This is a genomic window from Pseudomonas sp. SGAir0191 (assembly GCF_002812565.2).
GTDB lineage: Bacteria > Pseudomonadota > Gammaproteobacteria > Pseudomonadales > Pseudomonadaceae > Aquipseudomonas > Aquipseudomonas parafulva_B.
The window spans coordinates 3,638,065-3,664,558 of record NZ_CP025035.2; the positions used below are offsets into that span (position 1 = coordinate 3,638,065).

27 protein-coding genes and 1 pseudogene are annotated in these 26,494 nt (G+C 63.5%); 10 read left to right on the forward strand and 18 right to left on the reverse strand.

Annotated features, from left to right (window positions below):
• Positions 1-322 precede the first annotated feature (322 nt).
• The 4 genes and pseudogenes from CWR53_RS16250 to CWR53_RS16265 all read right to left on the reverse strand — a co-directional run.
• A pseudogene (locus CWR53_RS16250) lies at positions 323-1,234 on the reverse strand (biotin-dependent carboxyltransferase family protein); the annotation flags it as partial.
• Positions 1,231-1,917: a 5-oxoprolinase subunit PxpB gene (gene pxpB / locus CWR53_RS16255; RefSeq protein ID WP_100852051.1), complete on the reverse strand. Its 687-nt coding sequence runs from the start codon at positions 1,915-1,917 to the stop codon at positions 1,231-1,233. The gene pxpB and the pseudogene CWR53_RS16250, both read right to left, overlap by 4 nt.
• Positions 1,914-2,666 carry a 5-oxoprolinase subunit PxpA gene (locus CWR53_RS16260; protein ID WP_375335500.1) on the reverse strand — a complete coding sequence of 251 codons (753 nt, stop codon included), beginning with the start codon at positions 2,664-2,666 and terminating at the stop codon, positions 1,914-1,916. The genes pxpB and CWR53_RS16260 overlap by 4 nt, the downstream gene beginning before the upstream one ends.
• Positions 2,667-2,702: 36 nt before the next feature.
• Positions 2,703-3,989, reverse strand: a complete 1,287-nt coding sequence (locus tag CWR53_RS16265) for an MFS transporter (RefSeq protein ID WP_100852053.1) — start codon at positions 3,987-3,989, stop codon at positions 2,703-2,705.
• Between the two features lie 130 nt (positions 3,990-4,119).
• On the opposite strand from CWR53_RS16265, the gene CWR53_RS16270 reads away from it, so the two are divergent.
• Positions 4,120-5,046 (forward strand): LysR family transcriptional regulator, encoded by a 927-nt coding sequence (locus CWR53_RS16270; RefSeq protein ID WP_058638058.1) that lies wholly within the window; start codon positions 4,120-4,122, stop codon positions 5,044-5,046.
• 89 nt (positions 5,047-5,135) lie between these two features.
• On the opposite strand, the gene CWR53_RS16275 is transcribed toward CWR53_RS16270, so the two are convergent.
• Genes CWR53_RS16275 through CWR53_RS16285 form a run of 3 tightly spaced genes read right to left on the reverse strand, consistent with a single transcriptional unit; the run spans position 5,136 to position 6,949 of the window.
• Positions 5,136-5,657 (reverse strand): DUF2937 family protein, encoded by a 522-nt coding sequence (locus tag CWR53_RS16275; RefSeq protein WP_058604214.1) that lies wholly within the window; start codon positions 5,655-5,657, stop codon positions 5,136-5,138.
• Positions 5,658-5,666: 9 nt separating this feature from the next.
• Complete coding sequence (locus CWR53_RS16280; RefSeq protein ID WP_023534887.1) at positions 5,667-6,440, reverse strand: class II glutamine amidotransferase; 774 nt, start codon at positions 6,438-6,440, stop codon at positions 5,667-5,669.
• 14 nt (positions 6,441-6,454) lie between these two features.
• Positions 6,455-6,949 (reverse strand): hypothetical protein, encoded by a 495-nt coding sequence (locus tag CWR53_RS16285; protein WP_058604213.1) that lies wholly within the window; start codon positions 6,947-6,949, stop codon positions 6,455-6,457.
• A 128-nt stretch (positions 6,950-7,077) separates the two neighbouring features.
• On the opposite strand from CWR53_RS16285, the gene CWR53_RS16290 reads away from it, so the two are divergent.
• Entirely contained in the window at positions 7,078-9,120 is a 2,043-nt protein-coding gene (locus CWR53_RS16290) for a S9 family peptidase (protein ID WP_100852054.1), read from the forward strand.
• Positions 9,121-9,214: 94 nt separating this feature from the next.
• Here CWR53_RS16290 and CWR53_RS16295 read toward each other — a convergent pair whose 3' ends face one another.
• Positions 9,215-9,493 (reverse strand): hypothetical protein, encoded by a 279-nt coding sequence (locus CWR53_RS16295; protein ID WP_058638055.1) that lies wholly within the window; start codon positions 9,491-9,493, stop codon positions 9,215-9,217.
• 132 nt (positions 9,494-9,625) lie between these two features.
• Between CWR53_RS16295 and CWR53_RS16300 the strand changes: the two genes are divergently transcribed.
• The 3 genes from CWR53_RS16300 (at position 9,626) to CWR53_RS16310 (ending at position 10,978) form a co-directional block, all read left to right on the forward strand.
• A complete protein-coding gene (locus tag CWR53_RS16300; RefSeq protein ID WP_023534919.1) occupies positions 9,626-9,994 on the forward strand; it encodes a YajD family HNH nuclease in 369 nt (122 codons plus the stop codon).
• 67 nt (positions 9,995-10,061) lie between these two features.
• Positions 10,062-10,532 (forward strand): RNA methyltransferase, encoded by a 471-nt coding sequence (locus CWR53_RS16305; RefSeq protein ID WP_033728691.1) that lies wholly within the window; start codon positions 10,062-10,064, stop codon positions 10,530-10,532.
• 104 nt (positions 10,533-10,636) lie between these two features.
• On the forward strand, positions 10,637-10,978 hold the full coding sequence (locus CWR53_RS16310; protein ID WP_058604211.1) for a DUF2892 domain-containing protein: 342 nt from the start codon (positions 10,637-10,639) through the stop codon (positions 10,976-10,978).
• Between the two features lie 382 nt (positions 10,979-11,360).
• On the opposite strand, the gene CWR53_RS16315 is transcribed toward CWR53_RS16310, so the two are convergent.
• The 6 genes from CWR53_RS16315 to CWR53_RS16340 form a co-directional block, all read right to left on the reverse strand.
• Positions 11,361-12,578 (reverse strand): hypothetical protein, encoded by a 1,218-nt coding sequence (locus tag CWR53_RS16315; protein ID WP_100852055.1) that lies wholly within the window; start codon positions 12,576-12,578, stop codon positions 11,361-11,363.
• 38 nt (positions 12,579-12,616) lie between these two features.
• Positions 12,617-13,066 (reverse strand): YcgN family cysteine cluster protein, encoded by a 450-nt coding sequence (locus CWR53_RS16320; protein WP_100852056.1) that lies wholly within the window; start codon positions 13,064-13,066, stop codon positions 12,617-12,619.
• Between the two features lie 254 nt (positions 13,067-13,320).
• Positions 13,321-14,253: a D-2-hydroxyacid dehydrogenase gene (locus CWR53_RS16325; RefSeq protein WP_078478943.1), complete on the reverse strand. Its 933-nt coding sequence runs from the start codon at positions 14,251-14,253 to the stop codon at positions 13,321-13,323.
• Between the two features lie 2 nt (positions 14,254-14,255).
• Positions 14,256-14,549, reverse strand: coding sequence for a YcgL domain-containing protein (locus CWR53_RS16330; protein WP_023534892.1), 294 nt, complete (start codon positions 14,547-14,549; stop codon positions 14,256-14,258).
• On the reverse strand, positions 14,546-15,679 hold the full coding sequence (gene rnd, locus CWR53_RS16335; protein ID WP_100852057.1) for a ribonuclease D: 1,134 nt from the start codon (positions 15,677-15,679) through the stop codon (positions 14,546-14,548). The genes CWR53_RS16330 and rnd overlap by 4 nt, the downstream gene beginning before the upstream one ends.
• A 189-nt stretch (positions 15,680-15,868) precedes the next feature.
• Positions 15,869-17,506 carry a phosphoethanolamine transferase gene (locus tag CWR53_RS16340; protein WP_100852058.1) on the reverse strand — a complete coding sequence of 546 codons (1,638 nt, stop codon included), beginning with the start codon at positions 17,504-17,506 and terminating at the stop codon, positions 15,869-15,871.
• Between the two features lie 249 nt (positions 17,507-17,755).
• Here CWR53_RS16340 and CWR53_RS16345 point away from each other — a divergent pair, with 249 nt between their 5' ends.
• On the forward strand, positions 17,756-17,989 hold the full coding sequence (locus CWR53_RS16345; RefSeq protein WP_058604205.1) for a YdcH family protein: 234 nt from the start codon (positions 17,756-17,758) through the stop codon (positions 17,987-17,989).
• Between the two features lie 84 nt (positions 17,990-18,073).
• Here CWR53_RS16345 and CWR53_RS16350 read toward each other — a convergent pair whose 3' ends face one another.
• Positions 18,074-19,243: a PLP-dependent aspartate aminotransferase family protein gene (locus CWR53_RS16350; protein ID WP_058604204.1), complete on the reverse strand. Its 1,170-nt coding sequence runs from the start codon at positions 19,241-19,243 to the stop codon at positions 18,074-18,076.
• A gap of 104 nt (positions 19,244-19,347) precedes the next feature.
• Between CWR53_RS16350 and CWR53_RS16355 the strand changes: the two genes are divergently transcribed.
• Positions 19,348-19,809 (forward strand): Lrp/AsnC family transcriptional regulator, encoded by a 462-nt coding sequence (locus CWR53_RS16355; RefSeq protein WP_023534914.1) that lies wholly within the window; start codon positions 19,348-19,350, stop codon positions 19,807-19,809.
• A 38-nt stretch (positions 19,810-19,847) separates the two neighbouring features.
• Here the strand turns inward: CWR53_RS16355 and CWR53_RS16360 are convergent, their stop codons facing one another.
• Entirely contained in the window at positions 19,848-22,178 is a 2,331-nt protein-coding gene (locus CWR53_RS16360) for an FdhF/YdeP family oxidoreductase (protein ID WP_100852059.1), read from the reverse strand.
• A 227-nt stretch (positions 22,179-22,405) separates the two neighbouring features.
• Between CWR53_RS16360 and moaA the strand changes: the two genes are divergently transcribed.
• Positions 22,406-23,410: a GTP 3',8-cyclase MoaA gene (moaA, locus tag CWR53_RS16365; RefSeq protein ID WP_100852667.1), complete on the forward strand. Its 1,005-nt coding sequence runs from the start codon at positions 22,406-22,408 to the stop codon at positions 23,408-23,410.
• Positions 23,411-23,430: 20 nt separating this feature from the next.
• A complete protein-coding gene (locus CWR53_RS16370; RefSeq protein WP_058604202.1) occupies positions 23,431-24,330 on the forward strand; it encodes a bestrophin family protein in 900 nt (299 codons plus the stop codon).
• Positions 24,331-24,404: 74 nt separating this feature from the next.
• On the opposite strand, the gene CWR53_RS16375 is transcribed toward CWR53_RS16370, so the two are convergent.
• Both CWR53_RS16375 and CWR53_RS16380 read right to left on the reverse strand, forming a co-directional pair.
• On the reverse strand, positions 24,405-25,004 hold the full coding sequence (locus CWR53_RS16375; protein WP_058638045.1) for an FMN-dependent NADH-azoreductase: 600 nt from the start codon (positions 25,002-25,004) through the stop codon (positions 24,405-24,407).
• Between the two features lie 103 nt (positions 25,005-25,107).
• Complete coding sequence (locus CWR53_RS16380) at positions 25,108-25,422, reverse strand: hypothetical protein (RefSeq protein WP_058604200.1); 315 nt, start codon at positions 25,420-25,422, stop codon at positions 25,108-25,110.
• Positions 25,423-25,471: 49 nt separating this feature from the next.
• Between CWR53_RS16380 and CWR53_RS16385 the strand changes: the two genes are divergently transcribed.
• Positions 25,472-26,401: a LysR family transcriptional regulator gene (locus CWR53_RS16385; protein WP_100852060.1), complete on the forward strand. Its 930-nt coding sequence runs from the start codon at positions 25,472-25,474 to the stop codon at positions 26,399-26,401.
• Positions 26,402-26,494: the final 93 nt, after the last annotated feature.

Below are 26,494 nucleotides of genomic sequence, written 5' to 3' on the forward strand. Positions count from 1 at the left end.
GCGATGGGCCGCAGCGCGGCCCCGGCAATATGCGCTGCGAAGCTGAAATCCTGGGCTGCTGCGCAGCCCATCGCGGCCGGTCCGGCGCCCCGGCGAGGCCGCTCCCACCTTGACCCTGTATCGACTGGGATAGCGGGGCTTGGACTTTCGCAAAAGCAACTGCTTAGTATTGCCCCCGAAGGCTAGCCGATTTCCGGGATCGGCCTCGCCGGGGCGCCGGACCGGCCGCGATGGGCCGCGCAGCGGCCCCAGGATTTCAGCTTCGCAGTCCAGATCGCTGAGGCCGGTCCGGCGCCCCGGCAAGGCCGCTCAACAACACTTGCCAGCGTTCCAGATACGCCTGCTGCTCCCGCCATGCCTGCTCCTGCATTACCGGCCGCAATCGCACCGTCGCCCCTGGCATGCACTGTGCCAGTTGTGCCAGTGCCAGGGGCGTCAGCGCCCCCAGGCGGGGATAACCGCCGATGGTCTGGCGATCATTGAGCAACACGATCGGCTGCCCATCGGGCGGGACCTGGACGGCGCCAAGGGGAATGCCTTCGGAGATCATGGCCGGGCCTTGATAAACCAGAGGCGGGCCAAGCAGGCGGATGCCCATGCGGTCGGCACGGGTGTCCAGCGTCCAGTCGCAGTTGAAGGCATCGAACAGACTAAGGCCAGCAAAGTCGCCGATCTGCGCGCCAATCACCAGGTCCAAGGTGGGCTTGGCCACATACTCAGGACGCAGGTGACCAGGCACTTCGCGGATCGGTGTGGCTGTACCGGCAAAACTCAAGCATTGGCCTTCACGCAACACGCCGCCCTGGCCATCGACCCCGCCCAGCCCCTCGCGCACGACCGTGGCACAACTGCCCATCACAGGCTCGGCATCGAAACCGCCCGGTGCGGCCAGATAAGCGCGAGCGCCCTGCCGAGGTTGCCTGAGGGTAAGGCGCTGCCCCTTCGTCAGGGTGAAACTGCGCCAAGGGGCCAAGTAGTGCTCGTCGATGTGCGCGTCCAGGTCGGCCCCGGCCAGCGCCAGTACGCAATCATGCTGCGCCACCACGCTGAATCCACCCAAGGCAACCTCTACGACGGGAGCCTGCAGAGCGTTGCCCAGCAACCCGTTGGCCCAGTGCATCGCGACCCAATCCAAAGCGCCGCCCTGGGTGACCCCAAGGTGCCGCACGCCAAATCGGCCTGCATCCTGTAGCGCACACAGCGGTGTGCTGGCCTCGACTCGCAAATGCTTCATGCCTGTGCCTCCTCATCACCGCCCAACGCCAGAAACGCCTGCCGCGTCACCGAAACGAAGCGGACGCGGTCGCCCGGTTGCAGCAGGCTGTAGCCGTGCCGCTCACGGTCGAACAACCGCACCGGCGTACGCCCGATCAGGTTCCAACCACCGGGGGAAGCGGCCGGGTACGCAGCGGTCTGGCGCTCGGCAATGCCGACACTGCCCGCTGCCACCTGCTTGCGCGGGGTGCTTAGCCTCGGGGTGGCCAGCCGTTCGTCCACCAGCCCCATGAACGCGAAACCCGGCGCGAATCCCAGGGCGAACACCGGGTAGTCACGTTCACTGTGCAAGCGCACGACCTCAGCCTCGCTCAGGCCTGCCCGGCGGGCCAGCACGGGCAACTCAGGGCCGACGCTGGCGTGGTACCACACCGGTATTTCGTGCAGGTAGCCGGTGTTCTCAGTGCCAGGTTGCAGCCCTTCAAGGGCTTGCACGATCAGGCAGCGTGCATCGGCCGGCGGCAGGTCGAAATGCACCATGAGGGTGGTGTAGGACGGCACCAGGTCGCGCAAGTGCGCACCAAAAGCCGCTTGCAAGCGCTGACTGGCGGCAAGCACCCAGGGCATGTTGGCTTCCTCGATACGCTCGAACAGGCGCACCATCAGGCAATCGATGCCGACCACTTCGATGCGTGGGGTCATGCTGATCTGATCCCATCGAGTGCCTGGCGGATCTGCCGAACTGCCGTCACAGAGCTGTCGTTGTCCCCATGCACGCAGAGCGTTTGGGCTTTGAGCAGCAGTCCAGTGCCATCACTGGCCAGCAGTGCTTTGCCGCGGGCCAGCTTTACGGCTTGCTCGACCACTTGCGCCGGGTCGTGGTGCACGGCGCCCGGCAGGCGTCGCGACACCAGGTGGCCGCTGGCGGTGTAGGCCCGATCGGCAAACGCCTCGAACCAGAGCGGTACGCCGATTTCAGTACCCAGCGCCTGGGCCGCCCCATTGTCGGCCGTGGCCATGAGCATCAGCGGCAGGCCACTGTCATAGGCCGCCACGGCCTCCAGCACCGTGCGCAGGATCAATGGGTCGGCCATCATGTCGTTGTACAACGCACCGTGGGGTTTTACATAGGCGACGCGTGTGCCCTGCGCCTTGCAGATGCCATCGAGCGCGCCGATCTGGTAGTGCAGCAGGTCACGGATTTCTTCGGCACTGCACGCCAGGCTGCGCCGGCCGAAGCCGACCAGGTCCGGGTAGGCCGGGTGTGCGCCAATGGTTACCCCGTGTTCCAGCGCCAGCGCCACGGTGCGGCGCATGATGCCGGGGTCACCGGCGTGGTAGCCGCAGGCAATGTTGGCACAGTCGATGTAGGGCATGACCTCGGCATCCAGGCCCATGCGCCAGCTGCCGAAGCTTTCGCCCATGTCGCAGTTGAGTAACAGGCGTTGCACCACGGTGTACCCCTTGTCGTTATTCATGTTCCTACCTTAGCGCGCCTGCAATTGTTTGCCGCGTGTTTCTGGCAGGCTTAGCGCTGCCACGATCACCACGCCATAGGACACGGCCGAGAACAAGCCGATACCCAGGCCCAGCGGCACCTGCTGCCCCAGCATACCAATCAGCAGCGGGAACAGCGCCGCGACGATCTTGCCGACGTTGTAGCAAAAGCCCTGCCCCGAGCCGCGCACCCGCGTGGGAAACAGCTCGGTCAGAAAGGCCCCCATGCCGCTGAAGATGCCCGAGGCGAAAAAGCCCAGCGGGAAGCCCAACCACAGCATCACCCCATCACTGACGGGCATTTGCGTGTACAGCAGCACGATGACGAACGAGCCTACGGCGAACAGGATGAAATTCTTTTTGCGCCCTAGCAGGTCGGACAGGTAGGCGCTGATCACGTAACCCACGTAGGAGCCTACGATCACCATCGCCAGGTAGCCGCCGGTACCCAGCACGCTCAGCCCGCGTTCGTTCTTCAGAAACGTGGGCAGCCAGGCGGTGATTGCGTAGTAGCCGCCCAGTGCGCCAGTGGTCAGCAGCGAGGCGCGCACGGTGGTCCAGACCAGACCGGGGGCGAAGATTTCGTAGAAGTGCGATGGCGCCTCGATGTCTTCGGCTGCCTTGGCCTGGCGGTAGACCTCCGGGTCTTTCACCAGCCGCCGAACGAAGATCACGAACACGGCCGGCACCAGCCCCAGTAAAAATAGCGCTCGCCAGGCCTGCTCCTGCGGCAACCAAGTGAAGAGCAGCGCGTATAGGATGGCCGTCAGCCCCCAACCAATGGCCCAGCCTGACTGCACCATGCCCACTGCCTTGCCGCGGTCTTGGGCACGGATAACCTCGCCGATGAGCACCGCGCCTGCCGTCCACTCACCGCCGAAGCCAAAGCCCATGAGGGTCCTGGCGATCAGCAGTTGCTCGTAGTTCTGGGCAAAGCCGCAGAGGAAGGTGAAGAAGGCGAACCACAGCACCGTCAGTTGCAGGGTGCGGACCCGGCCGATGCGGTCGGAGAGAATGCCGGCCACCCAGCCACCGATGGCCGAAGCGACCAGGGTACTGGTGTGGATCAGCCCGGCCTCGGTGGTGGTGATGCCCCATAGCATGATCAGCGTGGGGATGACGAAGCTCAGCATCTGCGTGTCCATGCCGTCCAGGCCATAGCCGATCTTGCAGCTCCAGAAGGTGCGCCGTTGTTGCTGATCGATGTCGCGGTACCAGGCAAAAGGCCCGGAGGAGGATGGGGAACTGACCTGCTGCTGCGTGCCGGTGGGGTTCATGGATGCCTCGGCTTGTTGGTATTGTTTTATGGGGCGACAGCAAAGGTCGCGGCCTGGGCTTCATGTTCAGAGCACGCGGCGCTGACGTCCAACGAGAAAAACCCTGGGTCTGGAACAAGAAAAACTGATCATGAACCTTCGCTTTCTCGAAACGTTCGTCTGGGTCGCTCGTCTCAAGAGCTTCCGCCTGACCGCGCAGAAGCTGTTCACCACCCAGGCGTCGGTGTCCAGCCGTATCGCGGCGCTCGAGGCCGACCTTGGCGTCAAGCTGCTGTTGCGCGACTCGCGCGGGGTCAGCCTGACTCCGGAAGGCAGCAAGGTGCTGGAACATGCCGAGCGCATGCTGGAAACCGCCAAGGCGCTCAAACAGTCGCTGGACAGCGACCGGGCCAAGGTCGGGCGTATTCGTCTCGGGGTGATGGACACGGTCATTCATACCTGGATGAGCGCGCTGGTGGCCGAATTGACCGAGCGCTATCCGCAGGTGGAAATCGAACTCATCGCCGACACGGCGCTGAACCTGCGCGAACAACTGCACAAGGGTTTTTTGGACGTTATCGTGCAAACAGACTTACTGCGCGAGCCCTCGATCCGCAGCCTGGATCTGGCGCGCTACCCGATGGGCTGGATAGTCGCGGCAGGCTCGCACCTGCACAGGGACTACACGTCACTGATCGAGTTGGGGCGCGAGCGCATCGTGACCTTCTCGAAGAATTCACGGCCGCATCAGGAAGTGCTGGCCTTGTTGCAAGGTGCCGGGGCGCAAACGCCGCGGCTGAACTGCGTCAATTCGGTAGCGGCTATTACCCGCTTGTTGCGCGACGGTTTTGGCATTGGGGCCTTGCCGCCTGCCCTGGTAGAGGCCGAACTGAACCAGGGTGACCTGGTGCTGCTGGCTGGGCTTGAGCCCCCGCCGAGCCTGGAGCTGGTGGTGGCCTGGCAGACCGGGGTGGCGTTGGTGGAGGAAGTGGTTGGGGTTTGTCGGCAGGTACTGGAGCGCTATGCACAGGATGTGGGCGGGCAACGGATCGTGCTGGTGCCGGGGACTATGGGCTGAGGGTTTGTAGCCCGATCTGGAATGGGACCAGCCCAGGACCGGATGGGAGCGTAGCGCACTCCCGCTCAAGCAGGGTGTCAGGACTTCATCTAACGCCAACTCTCTTTCACCGCCCCACGTCGCCCACCCAGTATCAGCCGACCTATCCCCAACAACAGGCTTTCAACCACGAACGCCAGCACGAACCCGGCACCGACGCCCCAGCCGATGGCCTCAGGCGCCAGCAGAATCTGATAGCCGTAGCCGTTGAGCGTTTCTTCTCGCAGCCGCGGGTCGGCTTGCACCAGGACGTGCCAGGTACGCTGCGCCCATGAACCTTGCAGCGCTTGCCATTCGTCTTCAAGCAGCTGGTTGCGAATCATCAGGCTTTCGATGCTGTTGGCGTCACTGAGAAAGACCGGGTCGTCACTGCTGCGGTAGTGTCGCAACAAGGCTTGCAGATCGCCGTTGAAAAAGCGCTCGGCTGTCTGGCGGAAGCCGTCCAGCGCCTCGCGTGATTCAAACAGGTGCGCCTCCACGCGCTGGCTGTAATCCTTGACCAGCCCCGGGACCTGGATGCCGGCCAATAGCCCGAAGGTGAACAGCAGCAACCGCAGGTAACTTCTGAACATGCAGCATCCTTAGCTTTGTCCGTGCGCGGTGCACTCGCCGTGCCGCCACAGGGCCCACTGACCTGGCGCGTAGCGGTTCCAGGTTTCGTTCTCGGTCAAGGCCTCGGTGGCGATCACCGTGACTACGTCGTTGGGGGTGGTTTGGGTATGGAAATCGACGATCAGGTCGACATCCTTCAGCCGTGCCGCGCCAAACGGCGCGCGACGGGTAATGTGGACCAGCTTCGTCGAACAGAAGCAGAACAGCCAGTCACCATCGCTGAGCATGCAGTTGAACACGCCGCGGGCGCGATAACCGGCACAGGCTTCGACCAGCACCGGCAGTAACTGTTCCACTGGCACCGGCTCCGGGAAGGCGCCGCGGATGCGATTGAGCAGGTCACAGAAGGCCGCCTCGCTGTCGGTATCGCCAATAGGCTGGTAAAAGCTCGTGGAGCCGGTGAAATCACCCAGCTGGCCGTTGTGGGCAAAGCACCAGTTGCGCCCCCACATCTCGCGCATGAAGGGGTGGGTGTTGGCCAGGCAGACCTTGCCCACATTGGCCTGGCGGATGTGGCCGATCACTACTTCGCTCTTGATCGGGTAGCGCCTTACCAGGTTGGCCACCTCGGACTCGCTGCTGGCGGCGGGGTCCTGGAACAGGCGCAGGCCGCGCCCTTCGTAGAAGCCGATGCCCCAGCCGTCACGGTGCGGGCCAGTGCGACCGCCGCGCTGTATCAGGCCGGTGAAGCTGAAGACGATGTCGGTGGGGACGTTGGCACTCATGCCCAGCAGTTCGCACATGGCGGTGTCTCCGTTTACAGGCGGGGCTCGACCCGGCCGGCGCCAGCAGGCAGCACAGGCGGGTCGTCACGGTAACGATCGCTACGCTCGGCGGCCAAGGGCTCCCCCGGCGCCAGCGCCTGCGCTTCGGCGGCCTCGCGCTGGGCGGCGGCTTCGGCCCGCAGGCGGCGCTCGCGGGCGCGTTTCTCCAGCGGCCAACGCACTAGCACGAACAGGAAATACAGCACGAAGGCGATCATGCCGTACATGGCGAAGTCCGACACTGCGCGCCAGGCGTTGTTACCCACCTTGAAGGCGACATCCAGCACCGTGATGGCAATGGCCGGGGCGAAGCTGTCCTTGACCGGGTCGACCACGGTCGGCGTAAACAGCAGCACCGCCAGCACGACGCGCAGCGGTTCGCGCAGCCAGCGCCACATCCAGCCGGTGAGCTTGAAGCCCACCAGAAGGCAGCCCAGGGCGGCCACGGCGTAGAGGCCCCAGGCCAGGGTGTAGTCGTTCTCGATCATGGTAATCGTGCAAGCCAGGCAAAGAGGTGCCTATGATAAACACATTTCCTGGCGCACACAGTGTTTGCCTGTACCGGTGCGCCGCCGAAGCTGCCGGTAACGCCCCTCAAGAACCGAGAGAAATTCCGATGCCAAGCACCCACTTGCCGCCCCTGGCCAGAGCCGACGATGCGACCGACCCCTACGCGTGGTTGCAACAGCGTGACGATCCCCAGGTACTGGCTTACCTCGAAGCGGAAAACACCTATCAGCAAGCCTGTCTGGCCGATCAGGCCCCCTTGCGCGAACAGTTGTTCGAGGAGATTAAAGGCCGCATCCAGGAAACCGATCTGTCCCTGCCATCGCCGTGGGGGCCCTACCTGTACTACACCCGCACCACCGCAGGCGACGAATACCCCCGCCATTATCGCTGCCCACGCCCTGCCGATGATTCCAACACGGTCGATGAAGGCCAGGAGCAACTGTTGCTCGACCCAAACGCCCTGGCAGGCGGCGGCTTTCTTTCGCTGGGGGCGTTCAACGTCAGTCCCGACCATCGCCTGTTGGCCTATAGCCTGGACACCAGCGGCGACGAAATCTACACCTTGTACGTCAAGGATCTGGCCACGGGCGATGTGACGACCCTGCCCTTCGACGACTGCGATGGCAGCCTGACCTGGGCCAATGACAGCCGTACGCTGTTCTTCGCCGAACTCGACGATACCCACCGCCCTTGGCGGCTGTACCGGCATACGTTGGGTCAGGACGCTGCCCAGCGGGTATTCGAGGAGCCCGATGGCCGGTTCTTCCTGCACTGTTACCGCACCAGCTCCGAACGCCAGTTGGTGCTGCTGCTCAACAGCAAGACCACCAGCGAAGCCTGGGTGCTGGACGCGGCCACGCCGCAAGCGCCGTTCACCTGCCTGGCACCGCGCGTGGAAGGCCATGAGTACTTCCCTGATCACGGCCTGCTCGATGGGCAGTGGCGATGGTTCATTCGCACCAACCAGGACGGTATCAACTTCGCCCTGTATCACGCCCCGGTCGAGCCCGTGCCAAGCCGTGCCCAGTGGCAACGGCTGGTCGCCCATCGCGATGACATCATGCTCGAAGGGCTGAGCCTCAATGCCAGCGCATTGACCCTGAGCCTGCGTGATGGCGGGTTGCCGATCATCGAAGTGCGCCCACAGGGTCTGTCGCCCTACCGGGTGGATTTACCCGACGCGGCCTACAGCCTGTACGTGCAGGACAGCCTGGAATTCGACAGCCCTCGGGTACGCTTGCGCTACGAAGCGCTGAACCGGCCGGCCCAGGTACGTCAGCTGGCGCTGGCCACTGGCGCGCAGGAGGTGCTCAAGCAGACGCCGGTGCTGGGGCCCTTTGATGCCGACGCCTATGTCAGCGAGCGCCTGTGGGCCACCGCGGCAGACGGTACCCAAGTGCCGATCAGCCTGGTGCGACGGCGCCAGGATGTGGGTCGCACCACACCGCTCTACCTATACGGGTACGGCGCCTATGGCGAGAGCCTGGACCCATGGTTCTCCCATGCGCGGCTGAGCCTGCTGGAACGTGGTGTAGCGTTTGCCATCGCCCATGTGCGCGGCGGCGGCGAGCTGGGCGAGGCCTGGTACCGTGCCGGCAAGCAGGAACACAAGCACAATTCCTTCAGCGATTTCATCGCGTGCGCCGAACACCTGATCAACGCAGGCGTGACATCCTCTGCAACCCTGGCCATCAGTGGGGGCAGTGCCGGCGGGCTGCTGATCGGCGCCGTGTTGAACCTGCGTCCCGAGCTGTTTCGCTGCGCCATCGCCGAGGTGCCCTTCGTGGATGTGCTCAACACCATGCTCGACCCTGAGCTGCCGTTGACGGTGACCGAGTATGACGAATGGGGCAATCCCGCGGAGCCTGAGGTGTACGAGCGCATCAAGGCCTATGCGCCGTATGAGAACGTGAAAGCCCAGCCCTACCCGGCCATGCTGGTGGTGGCAGGCTACAACGACAGCCGGGTGCAGTACTGGGAAGCGGCCAAGTGGGTCGCCCGCCTGCGTACGCGCAAGACCGATGACAACCTGCTGCTGCTCAAGACCGAGATGGGTGCCGGGCATGGGGGTATGAGCGGGCGCTACCAGGGGTTGAAGGACGTGGCCTTGGAGTATGGGTTTGTGCTGGGTGAGCTGGGGGTTGTCTGAGGCGCCGGGCTGTTTTGTGCGCGCAGCGGCCCCAGCGATCTGAGTTCATGCATGACGGCAAGCCGCAAAGCGAGGTGTGGACAGCCGCCTTCGATCACTCCTGATCCCGCCCCGGCTTCTCTAGATCCTGCCGCAACCCTGGCAGTGGCTGGTCCTTGGGCGGGCCGGGCACTGGCATTGGCGGTAGCAAGGGTGCCCCTTGGGAAGTGCCGGTGGCTTTGGGCGGGCTGCTTGGGGTGATCTGCGGATACGGCGTGGGGGTGGGTGTACCCGGCGCACCGGGTACAGGCGTGGTCAACCGCGGCGGCGTGCTGGCAGCGTGAGCCGCAGGCACGCCCGCCACCAAGACCACGGCGAGAATCGCAGCAAGCATCGGCAACCTCCTGTTCAGAATCTTCCTACAGGCTACGCCCATATGACATTTTTCGCCTGTGCGCCGATCATGCAGCCGCGCTAGACTCGACGGCATAACCGTCATTTGCCTGATCAGAACGAAGGAAACACCATGACCTCCTCTACTTCCGCCGCCACTGCGCGCCTGGACCGCATCCTCGCCGATGCCAAGCGCGACAAGGAAATGGGCTACCGCGACAAGGCCCTGAGGATGTACCCGCACGTGTGCGGGCGTTGTGCACGCGAGTTCGCCGGCAAGCGCCTGAGTGAGCTTACCGTGCACCACCGTGACCACAACCACGACAACAACCCCCAGGACGGCTCCAACTGGGAGCTGCTGTGCTTGTACTGCCATGACAACGAACACTCGCGCTACACCGATCAGCAATACTTCAGCGAAGGCTCCACCAGCACCCCGAGCATTGCCAAGGCTACCCACAACCCGTTCGCGGCACTGGCAGGCATGCTGAAGAAGGACTGACCAGCAGCCCCCCACCATGACCGGGCAACCCGTATAATCGCGTCTTTTTTGCGAAGGGCCCCGGTTCGTGGCTAACAAACGATACAGTTGCATCGGCCTGTTCAACCCCAAGTCGGCCGAAAACGTAGGCTCGGTAATGCGTGCGGCTGGCTGCTACGGGGTCAACTCGGTGTTCTATACCGGCAAGCGCTACGAGCGCGCGCGGGACTTCGTGACCGACACCAAGCGCGTGCACTACGACATTCCACTGATCGGCATCGATGACCTGCAACGCATCATCCCGCTGGGCTGTACCCCGGTGGCCGTGGAACTGGTCGAAGGCGCCCGCCCCCTGCCCGACTACACCCACCCGGACCGCGCCATCTACATCTTCGGCCCCGAAGACGGCAGCCTCAGCCCTGAGGTAAGGGCCTGGTGCGAGGAAACCATCTACATTCCCACCACCGGCTGCATGAACCTGGCGGCCACGGTGAACGTGGTGCTGTACGACCGTCTGGCCAAGGGCCTGAACACCCGCTCGGGCCCAAAATTCAAGTGATGGGTGCGCTGTCATGACCGCCAGGAGGTTCGCTTGGCACATTGACTGAACGCCGCCCGCCGCAGGCAGGTCAGCTGCTTACACATCACCAAGAGGGCTTACCAATGCTTGATAATCACTCTGATGCACCGTTGCAGGAAAAGAACGTCCATGGCATCGAACGCGCCACGTCCTTGGCCGGGGGTGCCTTGCTGGTAGGCAAAGGGCTGAGCCAGGGCGGTATCGTAGGGCTGTTCAAGGTGGCCGTAGGGGGCCTGGCGCTGGTGCGCGGCTTCACTGGGCATTGCGCCACCAAGGCATGGTTGCAGCATCATCGCGATCAGTACAACCAGCTGAAATCGGACCTCAAGCGTACTGGGGACGAGCTGACTGCACTGAAGGACAGTGCCAAAGCGGCGACCGAAGGGGTGACGGTGACCGGCAAGGATCCTGTCGCTGGGGTGTGATGCCCTGGACAGTGTTATGGCCTTGCCGTGGCGGCGCTGCGGCAAGGCTATACATGACGGCTGCGGTTTGGTTGACGTAGTAGTAACACGTTCGATTTGGGAGCGCCCGGGGCGACGGGTCTTCGGCCAGGGCCTGCGCCAGAGGCTCACGCATTCAGCTTCGCAGCACATATTGCCGGGGCCGCTTCGCGCCCCATCGCGGCACGAGGACCGCTCCTACAGGTTTATTACGCGGTAATACTGTAGGAGCGGTCCTCGTGCCGCGACGGGCTGCGCAGCAGCCCCAAAATCTGAGATTCCATACTGCTGAAACCGCTTTACGGATCCGATGACCTTCAAAAACTGCGCAAAACGCGGTTCCCACCGGGCATTGTGTAGCGCATCAATGCAGTACCTTGCTCTGCAACGCCTCCGACCGACGTCCGAGTACGTTTTCGCTGATCTGCACGAAGTCCTCGAGGCTGACGCTGGGCAGTCGCATCAGCCCGCGCGCCACGTCGTCGAGCGATTGCCGGGCCTGGGTATGAATACGGATCTCCTTGTCCAGTGCCTGCAACAGCATCACCCCTCGCGCCACCTGGGCAGGCGTCGCCTGGTGCCCCTTGAGGTGCTTGACGCTTGCGCCCTGTTTGCTCAAGCGCGCCTGCCAGGCCTGATAACGATCATCACTCATGCCGCCCGATCGGCGCAGCAGCTCGGTGGCGTAGTAGTCGGTCAAGCTCTCGATCAACCAGTCATTGCCGTCACGCCCACGCAGCTGAGTGAACAACTGGACCACTTCGCGCAGCAGCGGGCTGCTGCCGCTCTCGCTGACCATGGCCTGGCCACTGTGCAGGTAGAGCGAGCCGTGGGCTGCCATCGCCCCGCGCCACATGTGATCGCGTGCGCCCACCACCAGCAGTTTGGGCGGGTTTCTCGGGAAGGTGGCCTGCAGTTGCGGCCAGATGTAGGTCAGCAAGGTCAGGTTGTCCAACCGGCGCATCCCTTCCCCAACCGGCGCCGCCACCGTCACGTCGGTTTCGCCCAGGCGCGCACGGCGGCTCCCCAGGTTGCCAGCCAGTATCCAGCCCGTGGGGCGGTCGAACAGGCGTGAGACGTTGTCGATGCGGAACTTGTCCTTGCCAATACGTGGCCAGGCGGTCTCGACGCTTTTCCAGCCTTCGGGCAGGTCGAATGCCAGGCGGGCGACCAACTCGGTGCCGTCCTGCTGGTCCAGCCGTCCGGGTGGGACCAGTTGGTCGCCCATGAACAGTGCCCAGTGCGCTGTCATGCGGGTGTTGTACACCCCAGGCCCGTGGAGCTGGTTCAACTGCACGCGGTAGCTCAGGCTGGTCTTGCCGGGCGCTGGCTGCCATACCCCGCGCTGGCCGCGAAGCTGCCAGTGGCCATCTGCCTGGAAGCCGCTGTAGGCCCCCGCCTTGCCCAGGTCGAAGTCCAAACTGCGCACAGCACTGCCATCGGCCAGCGTAAGGCGCACTTCGGCCTGCCCGGTCGCAGGCAACAGCCGAACCTGATAGTCAAGATCGACTTTCTTCGCCCAGGCCGGTGCCCCCGCCATCAACCCCAACACGGCCACCAGCACACTCAAACGGCTACGCATACCGACACTCCTTGTTCACCAGCGGGTAAAGCGCCTGGTTAGCTGGCGCGAAAGATCAGGTGGTCTTCCCAGTCGTCCTCGTGCACGTCACGCTCGCTGAGCATGCGCCCTGCCTGGGAGATGCGCTGCTCATGCACTTGCTGACGGTCACCGCATACCAGGTGGTGCCAGACCGGCAAGTCCTTGCCTTCGCTGACCAGGCGGTAACCGCAAGTCGCTGGCAACCAACGAAACTGGTCAGCCTTGCCCGGGGTGAGCTGAATGCAGTCGGGCACCTGGGCGAAGCGATTGGGATAGTCGCTGCACTGGCAAGTGTCGAGGTCCAGCAACTTGCAGGCGATGCGGGTGTAGTAGACGCTGTTGTCGTCCTCGTCCTCGAGCTTTTGCAAGCAGCACAGCCCGCAGCCGTCGCACAGCGACTCCCATTCCTGCGGGTTGAGTTGCTCTAGGGTCTTGTGCCGCCAGAACGGGGCGTTATCAGCGATCATGACGCGATTTCCTGCAAGGGATCAGCAGCGCGTGTCCGACATCGGGCCCGAGGCAGACAGCGCCTGAAACGGTTCGTTAAGGCGTGCAGCATGGAGCTGGCAGCCGTGGCGGCGCCAGTCTAGGGCCTGGCATGCAGCAATACCAGACCGCTTGTCAGCCGTGCTCGAACTCAGGCCCATAGCAGGGTGATACGCCTGAAGGGCACCCCGAGGGCGCCACCTGCGGGCAGCGCGCTCTGATACAGGCCGGTCGATCAATACCCGCGATCGAAGTTCACCTCGCCACGCAGCGCCTGGTCGGCTTCGAACGCCTGCAGGTTGTCGAGGAACAACCGCACCATGGCCGCAGGCGTGGTGGGCGCTGCGCTGTGTCCGGTCAGCAACAGGCCCCAGGCGGTCCAGAATGGATGCTGCCTGGGCAGAGGTTCCTGGCGGCATACGTCGATCACCGCCCCGGCCAGGTGCCCCTCCTTCAGCGCCTCCACCAGGTCGGCGTCGACGACGGCCACACCGCGCCCGGCATTGATGAACAACGCAGTGGGCTGGAAACGCCGGAACATCGCTGCGTCAAAGATATCGTGCGTGGCCGGCGTGTCGGGCAGCAGGTTCAGCACATAGTCGACCTCGCCCACCAGGCGCGCGAGATCGTCCAGGGCTGCTACCTCGGCGAATGGCGGCTGTTCACGGGCCTGGCTGGCCACACCGTACAGCACCACCCCGAACGGGCGCAGGAACTCGGCCACGGCCTGGCCGATATCGCCGGTGCCGACGATCAATACCTTGCGGCCCTGCAGCGAGCAACCAGGGCGCTCATCCCAGCGCCGCTCCACCTGGCTGACCAGGCGCGACAGGACGTGCCGTTCATGGCCCAGCATGTAGGTGAGCATGTATTCGGCCATGACCTGGCCGAAAATGCCCACAGCGCGGGTCAGGCGATACGCGCGGGGCAGCCCCGTGGCCAGCAGGGGCGTGATGCCGGCCCAGGTCGACTGCATCCAGTGGGGGCGATGCCCCTGGCGCAACAAGCTGGCCAGCAGGTCGGGCTGGCCGAGCCAGACTGGGCACTGCGGCGCCAGCCGGGCCAGTTGCGCGGAGTCGTCGCTGGTCAGGACTTCAAGGTGCGGTGCCGCCTGGTGCAACAGGTCGGCGTAGCGGGCGTGGTCATGCTCGGCAATCAGTACGCGCATGATCAGGCGGGATCGTTTCGGTGCAGCAACTCGTCGGGCAGGTGCTCGATGTACTCGTCATCCGGCGGCGGCATCTGCAGGTGATAACCCTGATTGTCGAGGTTCTCCAGCACCTTGGTGATGTCTTCGCGGGCCAGCTTGCGTTCGGGGCTGAGCACTAGGTCGAAGGCGTGCTGGGGCGTGCCGAAGAACGGCAGCAAGCCTTCGGGTACGCGTTGCAAGCCATCGGCCTTGAGCACGTACAGGTACATTTCGTTCTTGCGGGGGCTCTTGTAGATCGAGCAGATGCGTTTCATTGAGGGTCTCCGGCACCGGCCAGGCTGTCCAGCAGTGCCTGGCCCATCCGCTCACGGCGCCAGCCGCGCAGCGAATCGGGCAAGGTGTAGGGGCCGTTGGGGTAACCGCTTTTAAGCAGGGCCTCGAGGGTTTTCTTGCGCAGCATCAGCTCGGGCGCGATGCCCAGCCGTTGCCCTTCGGCCTGACCGACGGCGCGCAGTTGCTTGAGAATGCCCGAGGCTTCGATCGGCAGCGGCTCAGGCAATGGCTCGGGCCATTGTTCGGCCGGAAGGCTAGCGGCGTGCTTGATCAGTTGCAGCAAGGTTTCGCCATCCTGGCGCAAGGTGCGCGGGTGCATGTCGTCGATGCGGGCCAAGGCCGCCAGGTTGGTCGGCTGGCTCTTGGCGATGGGCCACAGCGCATGCTCCTTGAGGATGCGGTTGCGCGGAACGTCACGCAGGCGGGCCTCCCGCTCGCGCCAGGCGCACAGGGCGCGCAGCACCGCCAACTGCTGGGGCGACAGCTTCCACGCCAGCTTGACCTCACGGTACAGGCTGTCGGGCTGCACCTCGCGGCGCAACTGGGCCACCAGTTCAGCACCGTCTTCCAACACCCAGGCGTACTTGTCGTCGGACAGGCGCGCACGCAAGGCGCTGAACAGCTCGGCCAGGTGCACGGCGTCCTCGGCGGCATAGCTGACCTGGGTCTCGGAAAGTGGGCGTTGCAACCAGTCGGAGCGGGTCTCGCCTTTGGGCAGATCGATGCCCAGCACCTCCTGTACCAGCCGCGAATAGCCCATGGAGAAGCCAAGGTTGAGGTAGCCGGCGGCCAGCTGGGTGTCAAACAGCGGCTGAGGCAGCTTGCCGGTCAGGCGCAGCAGCACCTCCAGGTCCTCGCTGCAGGCATGCAGCACCTTGACCACGTTACGGTCTTCGATCAGCTCGGCCAGCGGCTGCCAGTTGGCGATCAACAGCGGGTCGATCAGGAACGCGCACTTGCCATCGCCAATCTGGATCAGCCCTGCCTTGGGGTAGAAGGTATCGACGCGCATGAATTCGGTATCGACCGCGACAAACGGCAATTGGCGCCAGTCGCGGCAGTGTTCGGCCAGGCTCAGGTCGTCACGGATCCAGTGAATTTCGATGGCCACAAGGCTCTCCCACTAACATTGGCGCGCAGTATATACGGCGCGGGCACTGCTGGTGAAACCCGGGCCATCCTTGATGTCGATCAATGGTGCAATTTCACGGACTGTGCAACCAGGCCGGCGCCCTGCTCCAGGGATTGTCCACCCGACTGCGCGTTGACGGCGTTCGCCAGGCAGCCCACCCTCGCCTGCTCAGCGCCTGGCGGTGAGCCAGGGCCGGCAGCTGGCGAACAGGTCCAGGGATCGCTCGTACACCTGGGTATGAACCTGCAACAACCCCAGCATCGAGTGGAACAGGTTGTCCTGGGACAAGGGCGCATCGTTCAACTTGGCCAGGCAACCGGTATCGACACCGAAGTCCTGCTGATAGCTGTCGGAAAACCAGGCCAGCAGCGGTACATGCTTTTGCTGTTCCGGGGCGATGGCGTACGGCGTCCCGTGCAGGAACAGGTTGTACTCGCCCAGCGATTCGCCATGGTCGGACAGGTAGATCATGGCCGTATCGACCTTGTCCTGCCGGCTGCGCAGGGTGTCGATCAGGCTGGCCAGGACCCGGTCGGTGTAGGCCAGGGTATTGTCGTAGCCATTGATGATCTGCGCCTGGCTGCACTGGTCCAGGGCATTGCTCTGGCACACCGGGGCAAAGCGCTGCTCGGCCTTGGGGTAGCGTTTGAAGTAGTCGGGGCCGTGGCTGCCCATCTGGTGCAGCACCAGCACGGTGTCCTTGTCCAAGTGGTCGATCAGCTCGCCCAGCCCCTGCAGCAGGATTTCGTCGTGGCACTCGCCTTCGCCGCAGAACTGCGGGTCCTTGAGCTTGCTCACGTTGATGAACTGCACGCGGTCGCAGGTGCCCTTGCACCCGGACTGATTGTCGCGCCACTGCACGTCCAGGCCCGCCCGCTTGAGAATATCGAGCAGCCCTTCGCGATTCTTGGCGATGCGCGCATCGTAGGCTTTGCGGGGCATGCCGGAAAACATGCAGGGTACCGACACAGCCGTTTCAGTGCCGCAGGAATGAACGTCCGAGAACGCCAGCAACCCTTGCTCGGCGGCAAGCCTGGGGGTGGTATCGCGGTTGTAGCCCAGCACGCCGAAGTGATCGGCGCGCGCGCTTTCACCCACCACCAGCACCGTCAGGGACTTGCGCTGATGGTGCTGCCAGTCCGGGGTGCGGGCGGCATCTTCGCCATAGTGGGCAAAGGGGCGTGCACTGGTGACCACGCGCTCGCTCACGTACGCCATGGAGGCACCGACGATATTGCTGGGGGTCAGCATCAGGCGCAGTTCGTGGTGATTGCGAAACAGCGACGACAGGCCCTGATAATTGGCCAACCCTACCGAGCCCAGGCCCACCACGCAGGCCGCCGTGACCACCAGCTTGCCGAACAGCTCACGCTGCCACGGCCGATACACCACCGGCGCTCGCCACAGCAGCACCGAGGGCAATACCCCGAGGCCAAGCATGTACAAGCCGAACTTCAGCGACAGCAGGTCGCGCACTTCTGCCACGTTGGTTTCGGCGATGTTGGCGAACATGCCCGCATCGATCAGCACCCCATAGCGGTTCATGAAATACGCCACCGCCGCACCACTGACGAACAGCAGCACCAGCAAAGGCTTGAGTACATAGCGGAAAGCAATGAGGGTCAGGATGAGGTTGAAGGCGAACAACATCAGCACCGCAAATGCCAGGGTCAACCACAGGCCGGGCAAACCGGGGGGCACTACCTGTTCCAGGTGCTCCCAAAGGAAGACATTCAAGCCGATCAACAGGTACAGGCTGGCCAGCAGCGTGACCCATTCGGTGCGCAGGGGTTTGATGTTGAGCATTCAGGTTCGCAACCAAGAGAAGTGACCACCAGCGCCGGATGGCACTGGGAGCAAGCTGGGCGAACTCTAGAAACCGAGCCATCAATTTTCTGTGAAAAATAACGTAACAATTTAGTTAAAGCGCTGATTTCGACGCGTACCCGTCAGTCGTTCAGCAGGGGTTCAGGTTTAGCAGCCTCCCTCGCCGGGACAAACGCGGCTATCCTCAGAGGTCAGGACCTTAACCAATCCCCTGACAGAGGTGAAGAAATGCCTGTTCCGCACGATCTGCTCGCTGACTTGCACGTTACCGCTGACGCATTCCAGGCACTCATTGACAAGGACCAGACGCTGCATGGCTTGCACAAGGAGTACAACGCCAAGGACAAGGAAGTGGTCGCCGCCGAGAAGAACGGCACCAACGACGAGGCCGTTACGCGCTTGCGCCGCGAGCGGCTGCTGATCAAGGACAAGATCGAGCGCATCATCCACCCGCCCAAATAATCACCGGCCTCTTTGCAAGCGCCAGCCCGTCATCGCCTCGCATGACGGGCTGGCGCTGAACCGCACGCCACTACAGCCCTGCCATCACTGTCCGGCCAAAGCGCCCAGCGCCGTTTCCAGGTCATCGATCAAATCGGCGACCGCCTCGATGCCCACCGACAGGCGCAACAGGTTCTCACTGATGCCCATTGCCCCTTTCTGCTCGGGGCTCATCGAGCAGTGGGACATGGTCCAGGAATGGTTGATCATGCTTTCGACCCCACCCAGCGAGTCGGCCAGCACGAAAATCTGCAGCGCTTCGACCAGCCGATTGAGCGCCGCCCGATCACCCTTGACCTTCATGGCAACCACCGCCCCGCCGCTGCGCATCTGACGCTTGCACAGTTCATGCTGCGGGTGGCTTTGCAACCCTGGGTAGTACACCTGCTCGACCTGCGGGTGGCCTTCGAGCCTGCGGGCCACTTCCAGCGCGTTGGCACACTGGCGCTCCATGCGCACGTCCAGGGTCTTGAGGCCGCGCAACGCCAGGTAGCAATCGAACGGCCCTTGCACCGCGCCGATGGCCATGCTGATGCGGCGCAGCTGTCGGTGCAGGTCTTCGCTGGCCGCCACCACCACCCCACCGGTGAGATCGGAATGGCCACCGATGTACTTGCTGGCCGAGTGCATGACCAGGTCCACGCCCAGGGTGATCGGGCGCTGGTTCCACGGTGAGCAGAAGGTATTGTCGATGCAGGTCAGGATGCCCCGGGTGCGGGCAAGGTCGCAGACGGCCTTGATGTCGACCAGGTGCAGCAACGGGTTGGTCGGTGATTCGATCCAGATCAGCCGGGTTTCGGGCTTGATGGCAGCAGCCACGGCATCGAGGTCGTTGAGGTCGACGTACGTGGTGGTCAGGCCGGACGTGCGGCTGCGGTAGTCCTCCAGAATTCGGAAGGTGCCGCCGTATACACCGTTCATCACCACCACATGGGCGTCCTTGGGCAGCAGTTCGAGCACGGTGGCCGTGGCATTCACCCCTGACGCACAGGCCACCGCCCCTACGCCTTCCTCCAGGGCTGCAACACAGGTCTCGTAGGCGTGGCGGGTGGGGTTGCCTACGCGGCTGTAGGAGTAGTCCGGCGTGTCGTCCAGGCCGCGCTTGATGAACGAACTGGCCGTGACGATGGCTGGAAAAATGGCATTGTCGGCGACTTCGAACTGCTCGCCGGCATGAATGGTTCGGGTGGCGAAATGGCGCGGCTTGTCGGACATGGTCGGGCTCGTTGGCAGAGGTAAGGTTGCCACTATCGCACAACGCAAAAGCCCTGACCTTGGGGTACCCTGTGAAAACTTCTTCGCCACGGCCCATGCATTCTATGGACAGCTTCGACCGACACATTCTGACCCTCTTGCAGCGCGATGCCGCGCTCTCGCTCAAGGCCTTGGCCGAGGCCGTCAACCTGTCCACCACCCCTTGCTGGAAGCGGGTCAAGCGCCTGGAAGACGAAGGCTATATCGTCGGTCGTGTGGCCCTGCTGGATCCTGGCCTGCTAGGGCTGGGCCTGACCGTGTTCGTGCAGGTCAAGACCCAGCGCCATGACAGTGCATGGCTGGAGCAGTTCGCCGCCACGGTCACGGCGTTCGAGGAGGTGATGGAGTGCTACCGCATGTCCGGCGACTGGGACTACATGCTGCGGGTGGTGGTGGGCGATATCGCGGCGTATGACCGGTTCTACAAGAAGCTGATTACCAGCACCGATGGGTTGTCCAACATTACCTCGAGCTTTGCCATGGAGCAGATGAAGTACACCACGGCCTTTCCAGTGAACCGCGGTTGACGCGGGTTTGCACGGGCAGCCCTGTTGCACACTGAGGCTCAGTCGGTCGCCAGGGCCGCTGCAATGCGATTATCCGCCCTGGCCTTCTCGACCTTGATCGCCACGAACTTGGAGGTCGGGGTGTAGGTCCCTTCACCATAACTTTCCAGCGGCACCAGGGGGTTGGTTTCCGGGTAATAGGCGGCAGCCTGCCCCTGCGGCACGTCATAGGCCACCAGACGAAAACCCGACACCCGTCGCTCGACGCCGTCGTCCCAGAGCGACACCAGGTCGACGTGTTCACCGGGCTCGAAGCCCATGCGCCGAATGTCGGCCTCGTTGACGAACACCACTTCGCGTAGCCCGAACACACCGCGGTAACGGTCATCCAGGCCATAGAGGGTGGTGTTGTACTGGTCATGGGAGCGCAGGGTTTGCAGGATCAGGTCCGGTTTGTCGCCACGGGCCAGCACCTGGGCGTTGACCAGTTCAGCGGGTAGCACATTGGGGCTGAATTGCGCCTTGCCGGTGGCCGTGCGCCAGGTGCGGTCGGCAGCGTGGTTACCCAGGTGGAAGCCCCCGGGTTGCTGCAGGCGTTCGTTGAAATGTTCGAAGCCTGGAATCACGTCGGCAATCAGGCTGCGGATATGGGCGTAATCGGCCACGGCGTGCTCCCAATCGATGGGGTGCTTGCCCAGGGTGGCCTGGGCCATGCCGGCAATGATCCAGGGTTCGGAGCGCATGTGGGGCGAACGTGGCCGTAGCTGGCCGTGGGAGATGTGCACCATGCTGAAGGTGTCTTCGACTGTTACACCTTGCGGCCCGCTGGCCTGCAGGTCGATTTCGGTGCGGCCCAGGCAGGGCAGGATCAAGGCATCGCCACCGGTCACCAGGTGCGAGCGGTTGAGTTTGGTGGAAATCTGCACGGTCAGTGCGCAGTTGCGCAGGGCGGCATGGGTGCGTGCGGTGTCTGGGGTGGCCTGGGCAAAATTGCCCCCAAGGCCGATGAACACCTTCGCCCGACCTTCTTCCATGGCCTTGATCGCCAGTACGGCGTTGTGCCCGTGGGTGCGCGGCACCTGGAACTCAAAGCGAGCTTGCAAGGCATCGAGCAAGGCGGTCTTGGGCTTCTCGTCGATGCCCATGGTCCGGTCACCCTGCACGTTGCTGTGCCCGCGCACCGGCGAGAGCCCCGCGCCGGGTTTGCCGACATTGCCACGCAGCAATTGCAGGTTGACGATTTCCTGGACGATGGCCACCGAATGGCGATGCTGGGTAACGCCCATGGCCCAGCACATGATCACGCGCTCGGCCTTGCGGTACATGCGCGCGGCCTGTTCGATCTCGGCCTGGGTCAGCCCGGACTGCGCCACGAGGGCCGGCCAGGGTGTGGCATCCAAGGTCTGCAGGTAGGCCTCGATGCCGCTGGTGTGCTCGGCGATGAACGCATGATCGAACACCGCAGGTTCGCCCTTGGCCTTGGCTTCACGCTCCCACTGCAGCAGGTACTTGGCGATGCCGCGCATGACCGCCATGTCCCCGCCCAGTGCCGGGCGGAAGTAGGCGGTATTGGTGGGCTCGGAGCCGTTGCTGAGCATCTCCAGGGGGTGCTGAGGGTGCTGGAAGCGCTCAAGGCCCCGCTCCTTGAGGGGGTTGAAACATACCACCTGGGCACCGCGCTTCACGGCTTCGCGCAGCGGTTCGAGCATGCGCGGGTGGTTGGTGCCAGGGTTCTGGCCAATGACGAAGATGGCGTCGGCCAGCTCCAGGTCGTGAAAGACCACGGTGCCTTTGCCTACGCCCAGGGTCTGCGCCATCCCGACGCCGCTGGCCTCGTGGCACATGTTCGAGCAGTCCGGGAAGTTGTTGGTGCCGTAGGCGCGCACGAACAACTGATAAAGGAAGGCCGCTTCGTTGCTGGCCCGGCCCGAGGTATAGAACTCGGCCTGATCGGGAGATTCCAGGGCGTGCAGGTGCTTGGCGATCAGCGCAAAGGCCTCTGCCCAGCTCGTCTCGACATAGTGGTCGGTGGTCGCGTCATAGCGCATGGGATGAGTCAGGCGGCCCTGGAACTCGAGCCAGTAATCGGTCTGATCGGCCAGGGCACTGACGCTGTAGCGGGCAAAGAAGGCCGGATCGACCGAGCGCCCGGTGGCCTCCCAATTGACGGCCTTGGCGCCGTTCTCGCAAAACTTGACCGTGTCGTTTTCCGGCGACTCGCCCCAGGCGCAACCGGGGCAGTCGAAGCCGCCATTCTGGTTGGTCTTGAGCATGGCGCGCAAATTCTTGAAGGCGTTGTCACTGCCCAGCCAGCTCTTGGTCACGCTCTTGAGCGCGCCCCAGCCGGCAGCGGCGCCTTTGTAGTCGCGGATATGTGGGTTCTGGCTCATGGGTGAAATCCTCGCCCTGCTATGGCTTTTGTCCAGCCTATGAAGCCTTGTGCAGAGCCGTCCAATCGAAAGATCCTACGAGGTGATAAGCGCCTTCGATGACCCCCGTAAACGCGAGGGCTGAGCAGTGATAGAGAGCATTTATCGGTCAGTCGGCCAAAGCCATTTGACGGCTCGGCCCGCCAGGCGCTAGCTTGGAGGCCATTCCCCCTGATTCGAGCGCGTACGTGGAACAGAGCAGCCGGGCACTGATCGACGGCTTCAACCGGAAAATCGACTACCTGCGGATGTCGGTCACAGACCGCTGCGACTTCCGTTGCGTGTACTGCATGGCCGAGGACATGCAGTTTCTGCCCCGTCAGCAGATCCTGAGCCTTGAAGAGCTGTTCCAGGTGGCCGAGCGTTTCGTGGCGCTGGGCACCCGCAAGATTCGCCTGACCGGGGGCGAGCCGCTGGTACGCCAGGGCATCGTCGACCTGTGCGGGCGCATCGCTGCCCTGCCAGGGCTGCGCGAGTTGTGCCTGACCAGCAACGGCTCGCAGTTGGGGCGCCTGGCGCAACCGCTCTTCGATGCGGGGGTGACGCGGCTGAACATCAGCCTCGACAGCCTGGATGCCGACCGTTTCAAGCAACTGACCCGTACCGGCGACCTGCACCAGGTAATCGCCGGCATCGACGCGGCACGTAAAGCCGGTTTTCGCCGCACCAAGCTCAACTGCGTGGTACTGAAGGGCCGCAATGACCATGAGCTGGTCGACCTGGTGCACTTTGCGATCGATCGCGAACTGGACATCACCTTCATCGAGGAAATGCCGCTGGGGGAGATCAGCGAGCACGCCCGTGGAGAGTCGTTTTTCTCCAGCGACGAGGTACTCGCAAGGCTGGCCGAGCAGTTCAGCCTGATCGAGTCGACCGAGTCTTCCCAGGGCCCTGCGCGGTACTGGCGCCTGGCCGATGCCCCGCACACCCGGGTGGGGTTCATTTCGCCCCACAGCCACAATTTCTGCGCCACCTGCAACCGCGTACGCCTCACCGTAGAAGGTCGCTTGTTGCTGTGCCTGGGCAATGAGCACTCGGTCGACCTCAAGCATGTGCTGCGGGCCCATCCCGGCAACGCTGAACGGCTGGAAAAAGCCATTCGCGACTCGTTGCACCTCAAGCCGTACCGCCATCACTTCGAGGTGGGCGGCGACGTTCAAATCCTGCGCTTCATGAACATGACCGGCGGCTGATCAGCCGTCTCTGGATTGCCATGATCGTTAATCCCACCCAGGGTGTGCTGCGAGTGCTGTTCACCCTCAAAGGGTCGATCATCAAGCAGATCGCCCTGCGCTGCCTGATGGTCACCTTGCTTGCGGCGGTCATCGTCCTGGTGGAACGGCATTACCCGGCATTCTTCTATCCGGTCAGCGCTACACCGTTCACACTGCTCGGCTTGTCGCTGTCGATCTTCATGAGCTTTCGCAACAACGCGTGTTATGACCGTTGGTGGGAGGGGCGCAAGGCCTGGGGCAGGTTGATCGTCGAGATTCGGTCGTTCACTCGCGAAAGCGTGGTGATCGCCGATGCCGCGCTGCGCGCCGACATGCTGCGCAGCCTGTGCGGGTTCGCCCATGGGCTCAATGCCAGGCTGCGAGACGAGGACGACCTGGCCGCCGCGCGGCCCTGGCTGGGGAACGCCGAGGCGATCAGCCCCCACAACGTGTGTAACGGCATCCTCCTGCACCTGGGCGAACAGTGTTCGCGGTTGACCGAGCAGCAGGGCCTGTCCGAGTGGCGCTACAACCTCTTGGCGCAGCGGTTGGCGGGGCTTGGGGAGGTTCAGGCCACCTGCGAGCGGATCAAGGGGACACCGTTGCCCTTCCCCTATACCTTGCTGCTGCATCGCACCATCTACATCTTCTGCCTGTTGCTGCCTTTCGCCCTGGCCGAACCGCTAGGCTGGCTGGCGCCGCTGTTCACGACCATCGTTGGGTATACCTTCTTTGGGCTCGACGCCATTGGCAACGAGTTGGAAGACCCGTTCGGCCGCGACGAGAACGACCTGCCTACCGATGCCATGGTGCGAACGGTAGAGCGTGATGTGTTGGCCGCCCTGGGGCAGACGCCGCTACCGCCAGCGCTGTTGCCGGTGGGGTATGTGTTGAGTTGAAGGCGCTGCGAAGCTCAAAGGAAGCGGTCACCCACAATCGCTGAGACAGGTGCACGTGTTGAGATTCGCGGCAGTCAGGCTACCGAAGCCAGGCTTGCCTTGGCCTGGTTCAGGCCCTTTTCATGGAAATCTCCGCTCATGTTCAGGCCTTCGGCATGAATGAACGTCACGTCGTGAATGCCAATGAAGCCCAGCACCTGCCGCAGGTAGGGTTCCTGATGGTCGCTTCCAGCCCCTGCATGGATGCCGCCGCGTGCGGTCAGTACAATGGCACGCTTGCCGTTCAACAGGCCCTGGGGGCCGGTGGGCGTGTATTTGAAGGTGATGCCGGCGCGCAGTACATGGTCCAGCCAGGCCTTGAGGGTACTTGGGATGGTGAAGTTGTACATGGGCGCTGCCAACACCAGCACATCGGCTGCCAGCAACTCGTCGGTCAGCACGTTGGAGCGGGCCAGGGCTTGGTGCTGGGCAGCACTGCGCTGGTCTTCAGGGTTCATCCAGCCGCCGAGCAGGTCGGCGTCCAGGTGCGGCACCGGGTTGGCCGCCACGTCACGCACCGTAATCTGGTCGGACGGGTGGGCGGCGCGCCACTGCGCAGTGAAGTCCTGGGTCAGTTGGCGGGAAATCGAATCCTGCTGGCGTGCACTGCTTTCGACGATCAGAACATGGGACATGACGGCCTCCATCGGGCTGGGGTAGATGCGATGGAGGAAGGTTAACGCTTGACCTATCGATGAAAAAGCGTAAATAGTCGGTACGATTTATCGATTAATTAGTTTATTCAACTGCGCATTTTACGCTGATGCGCAACTTGATGATCTGCCGGTTGAACTTGGCGGTAACATCGGCGCGCTTGCCGGCCGGTACATTTACCCGGCGCACCCGCGGGGCTTCAGGGCCGTTGCGAAAGGTCACCTTGCAGGCGGCGGGCACCTGGCCGTAGTTCTCAAGGGTAATCGCCCCTAGGTCATAGGCCGTGTCATAGGCCGTGGCGTCCACCTTCACCCCGTCCATGTGTTTCTCCATGTCGATGGGATAGGCAAAAGCGGTCACCGGCAGGCATAGCAGCAATGCCGCACAATATTTCTTCATGGGGCGTTCTCCTTGTGTAGAGCGCAGCTTAGGCCAATAGGAGCAGGACATGAAAGCGCCACGCGTGACGCTGGATCAATGGCGGACCTTGCAAGCTGTAGTCGATCATGGCGGGTTTGCCCAAGCTGCCGAGGTGCTGCACCGCTCGCAATCGTCGGTCAGTTACACCGTGGCGCGCATGCAGGAACAGCTGGGTGTACCGTTGCTACGCATCGACGGCCGCAAGGCGGTGCTGACCGAGGCAGGCAGTGTGCTGCTGCGCCGCTCGCGGCACCTGGTCAAGCAGGCCAGTCAACTCGAGGACCTGGCGCACCACATGGAACAGGGGTGGGAAGCCGAGGTGCGCCTTGTGGTCGATGCGGCCTACCCCAGCGCGCGCCTGGTGCGTGCCCTGGCCGCCTTCATGCCGCAAAGCCGCGGCTGCCGCGTGCGCCTGCGCGAGGAAGTGCTGTCCGGGGTCGAGGAAGTGATGCTCGACGGCATCGCCGACCTTGCCATCAGCAGCTACAACATTGGCGGCTACCTGGGCGCGGAGTTGAGCGCCGTGGAATTCGTGGCCGTGGCCCACCCTGATCACAGCCTGCACCGGCTGGGACGCGAACTGACTTTCCAGGACCTTGAAAGCCAGTTGCAGGTGGTGATTCGAGATTCAGGCCGCTCTCAGCCACGCGATGTGGGCTGGCTTGGCGCCGAACAGCGCTGGACGGTCGGCAGCCTGGGCACGGCTGCCACCTTCGTCAGCAGCGGGCTGGGCTTTGCGTGGTTGCCGCGGCACATGATCGAGCGCGAGCTGCGTGACGGTGTGCTCAAACCCCTGCCGCTGGACCAGGGCGGTAGCCGCCATCCACTGTTCTATCTTTACGCGAGCAAGGAGAAGTCCCTGGGCCCGGCCACGCAGATCCTCATCGACCTGCTGCGCAACTTCGACACGGCACCGTTGGATGTGCCCTTCGCAGCCCCGGCCCAAGTGCAAGTGTGATAGTCAGGGCTGGCTGCGAACGCGGGCCCCGGCTGGCTGTCCGAGCTGGGTGTCAAACCTCGCGATCAGGCCCTGACACAATTTCAAACGCTG

Excerpts from the sequence above, each read along its gene's own strand:
- pxpB (WP_100852051.1), bottom strand. The coding sequence starts at position 1,917 with ATGACCCCACGCATCGAAGTGGTCGGCATCGATTGCCTGATGGTGCGC.
- CWR53_RS16265 (WP_100852053.1), bottom strand. The coding sequence starts at position 3,989 with ATGAACCCCACCGGCACGCAGCAGCAGGTCAGTTCCCCATCCTCCTCC.
- CWR53_RS16270 (WP_058638058.1), top strand. The coding sequence starts at position 4,120 with ATGAACCTTCGCTTTCTCGAAACGTTCGTCTGGGTCGCTCGTCTCAAG.
- CWR53_RS16275 (WP_058604214.1), bottom strand. The coding sequence starts at position 5,657 with ATGTTCAGAAGTTACCTGCGGTTGCTGCTGTTCACCTTCGGGCTATTG.
- CWR53_RS16280 (WP_023534887.1), bottom strand. The coding sequence starts at position 6,440 with ATGTGCGAACTGCTGGGCATGAGTGCCAACGTCCCCACCGACATCGTC.
- CWR53_RS16285 (WP_058604213.1), bottom strand. The coding sequence starts at position 6,949 with ATGATCGAGAACGACTACACCCTGGCCTGGGGCCTCTACGCCGTGGCC.
- CWR53_RS16290 (WP_100852054.1), top strand. The coding sequence starts at position 7,078 with ATGCCAAGCACCCACTTGCCGCCCCTGGCCAGAGCCGACGATGCGACC.
- CWR53_RS16295 (WP_058638055.1), bottom strand. The coding sequence starts at position 9,493 with ATGCTTGCTGCGATTCTCGCCGTGGTCTTGGTGGCGGGCGTGCCTGCG.
- CWR53_RS16300 (WP_023534919.1), top strand. The coding sequence starts at position 9,626 with ATGACCTCCTCTACTTCCGCCGCCACTGCGCGCCTGGACCGCATCCTC.
- CWR53_RS16310 (WP_058604211.1), top strand. The coding sequence starts at position 10,637 with ATGCTTGATAATCACTCTGATGCACCGTTGCAGGAAAAGAACGTCCAT.
- CWR53_RS16315 (WP_100852055.1), bottom strand. The coding sequence starts at position 12,578 with ATGCGTAGCCGTTTGAGTGTGCTGGTGGCCGTGTTGGGGTTGATGGCG.
- CWR53_RS16320 (WP_100852056.1), bottom strand. The coding sequence starts at position 13,066 with ATGATCGCTGATAACGCCCCGTTCTGGCGGCACAAGACCCTAGAGCAA.
- CWR53_RS16325 (WP_078478943.1), bottom strand. The coding sequence starts at position 14,253 with ATGCGCGTACTGATTGCCGAGCATGACCACGCCCGCTACGCCGACCTG.
- CWR53_RS16330 (WP_023534892.1), bottom strand. The coding sequence starts at position 14,549 with ATGAAACGCATCTGCTCGATCTACAAGAGCCCCCGCAAGAACGAAATG.
- CWR53_RS16340 (WP_100852058.1), bottom strand. The coding sequence starts at position 17,506 with ATGCTCAACATCAAACCCCTGCGCACCGAATGGGTCACGCTGCTGGCC.
- CWR53_RS16345 (WP_058604205.1), top strand. The coding sequence starts at position 17,756 with ATGCCTGTTCCGCACGATCTGCTCGCTGACTTGCACGTTACCGCTGAC.
- CWR53_RS16350 (WP_058604204.1), bottom strand. The coding sequence starts at position 19,243 with ATGTCCGACAAGCCGCGCCATTTCGCCACCCGAACCATTCATGCCGGC.
- CWR53_RS16355 (WP_023534914.1), top strand. The coding sequence starts at position 19,348 with ATGGACAGCTTCGACCGACACATTCTGACCCTCTTGCAGCGCGATGCC.
- CWR53_RS16360 (WP_100852059.1), bottom strand. The coding sequence starts at position 22,178 with ATGAGCCAGAACCCACATATCCGCGACTACAAAGGCGCCGCTGCCGGC.
- CWR53_RS16370 (WP_058604202.1), top strand. The coding sequence starts at position 23,431 with ATGATCGTTAATCCCACCCAGGGTGTGCTGCGAGTGCTGTTCACCCTC.
- CWR53_RS16375 (WP_058638045.1), bottom strand. The coding sequence starts at position 25,004 with ATGTCCCATGTTCTGATCGTCGAAAGCAGTGCACGCCAGCAGGATTCG.
- CWR53_RS16380 (WP_058604200.1), bottom strand. The coding sequence starts at position 25,422 with ATGAAGAAATATTGTGCGGCATTGCTGCTATGCCTGCCGGTGACCGCT.
- CWR53_RS16385 (WP_100852060.1), top strand. The coding sequence starts at position 25,472 with ATGAAAGCGCCACGCGTGACGCTGGATCAATGGCGGACCTTGCAAGCT.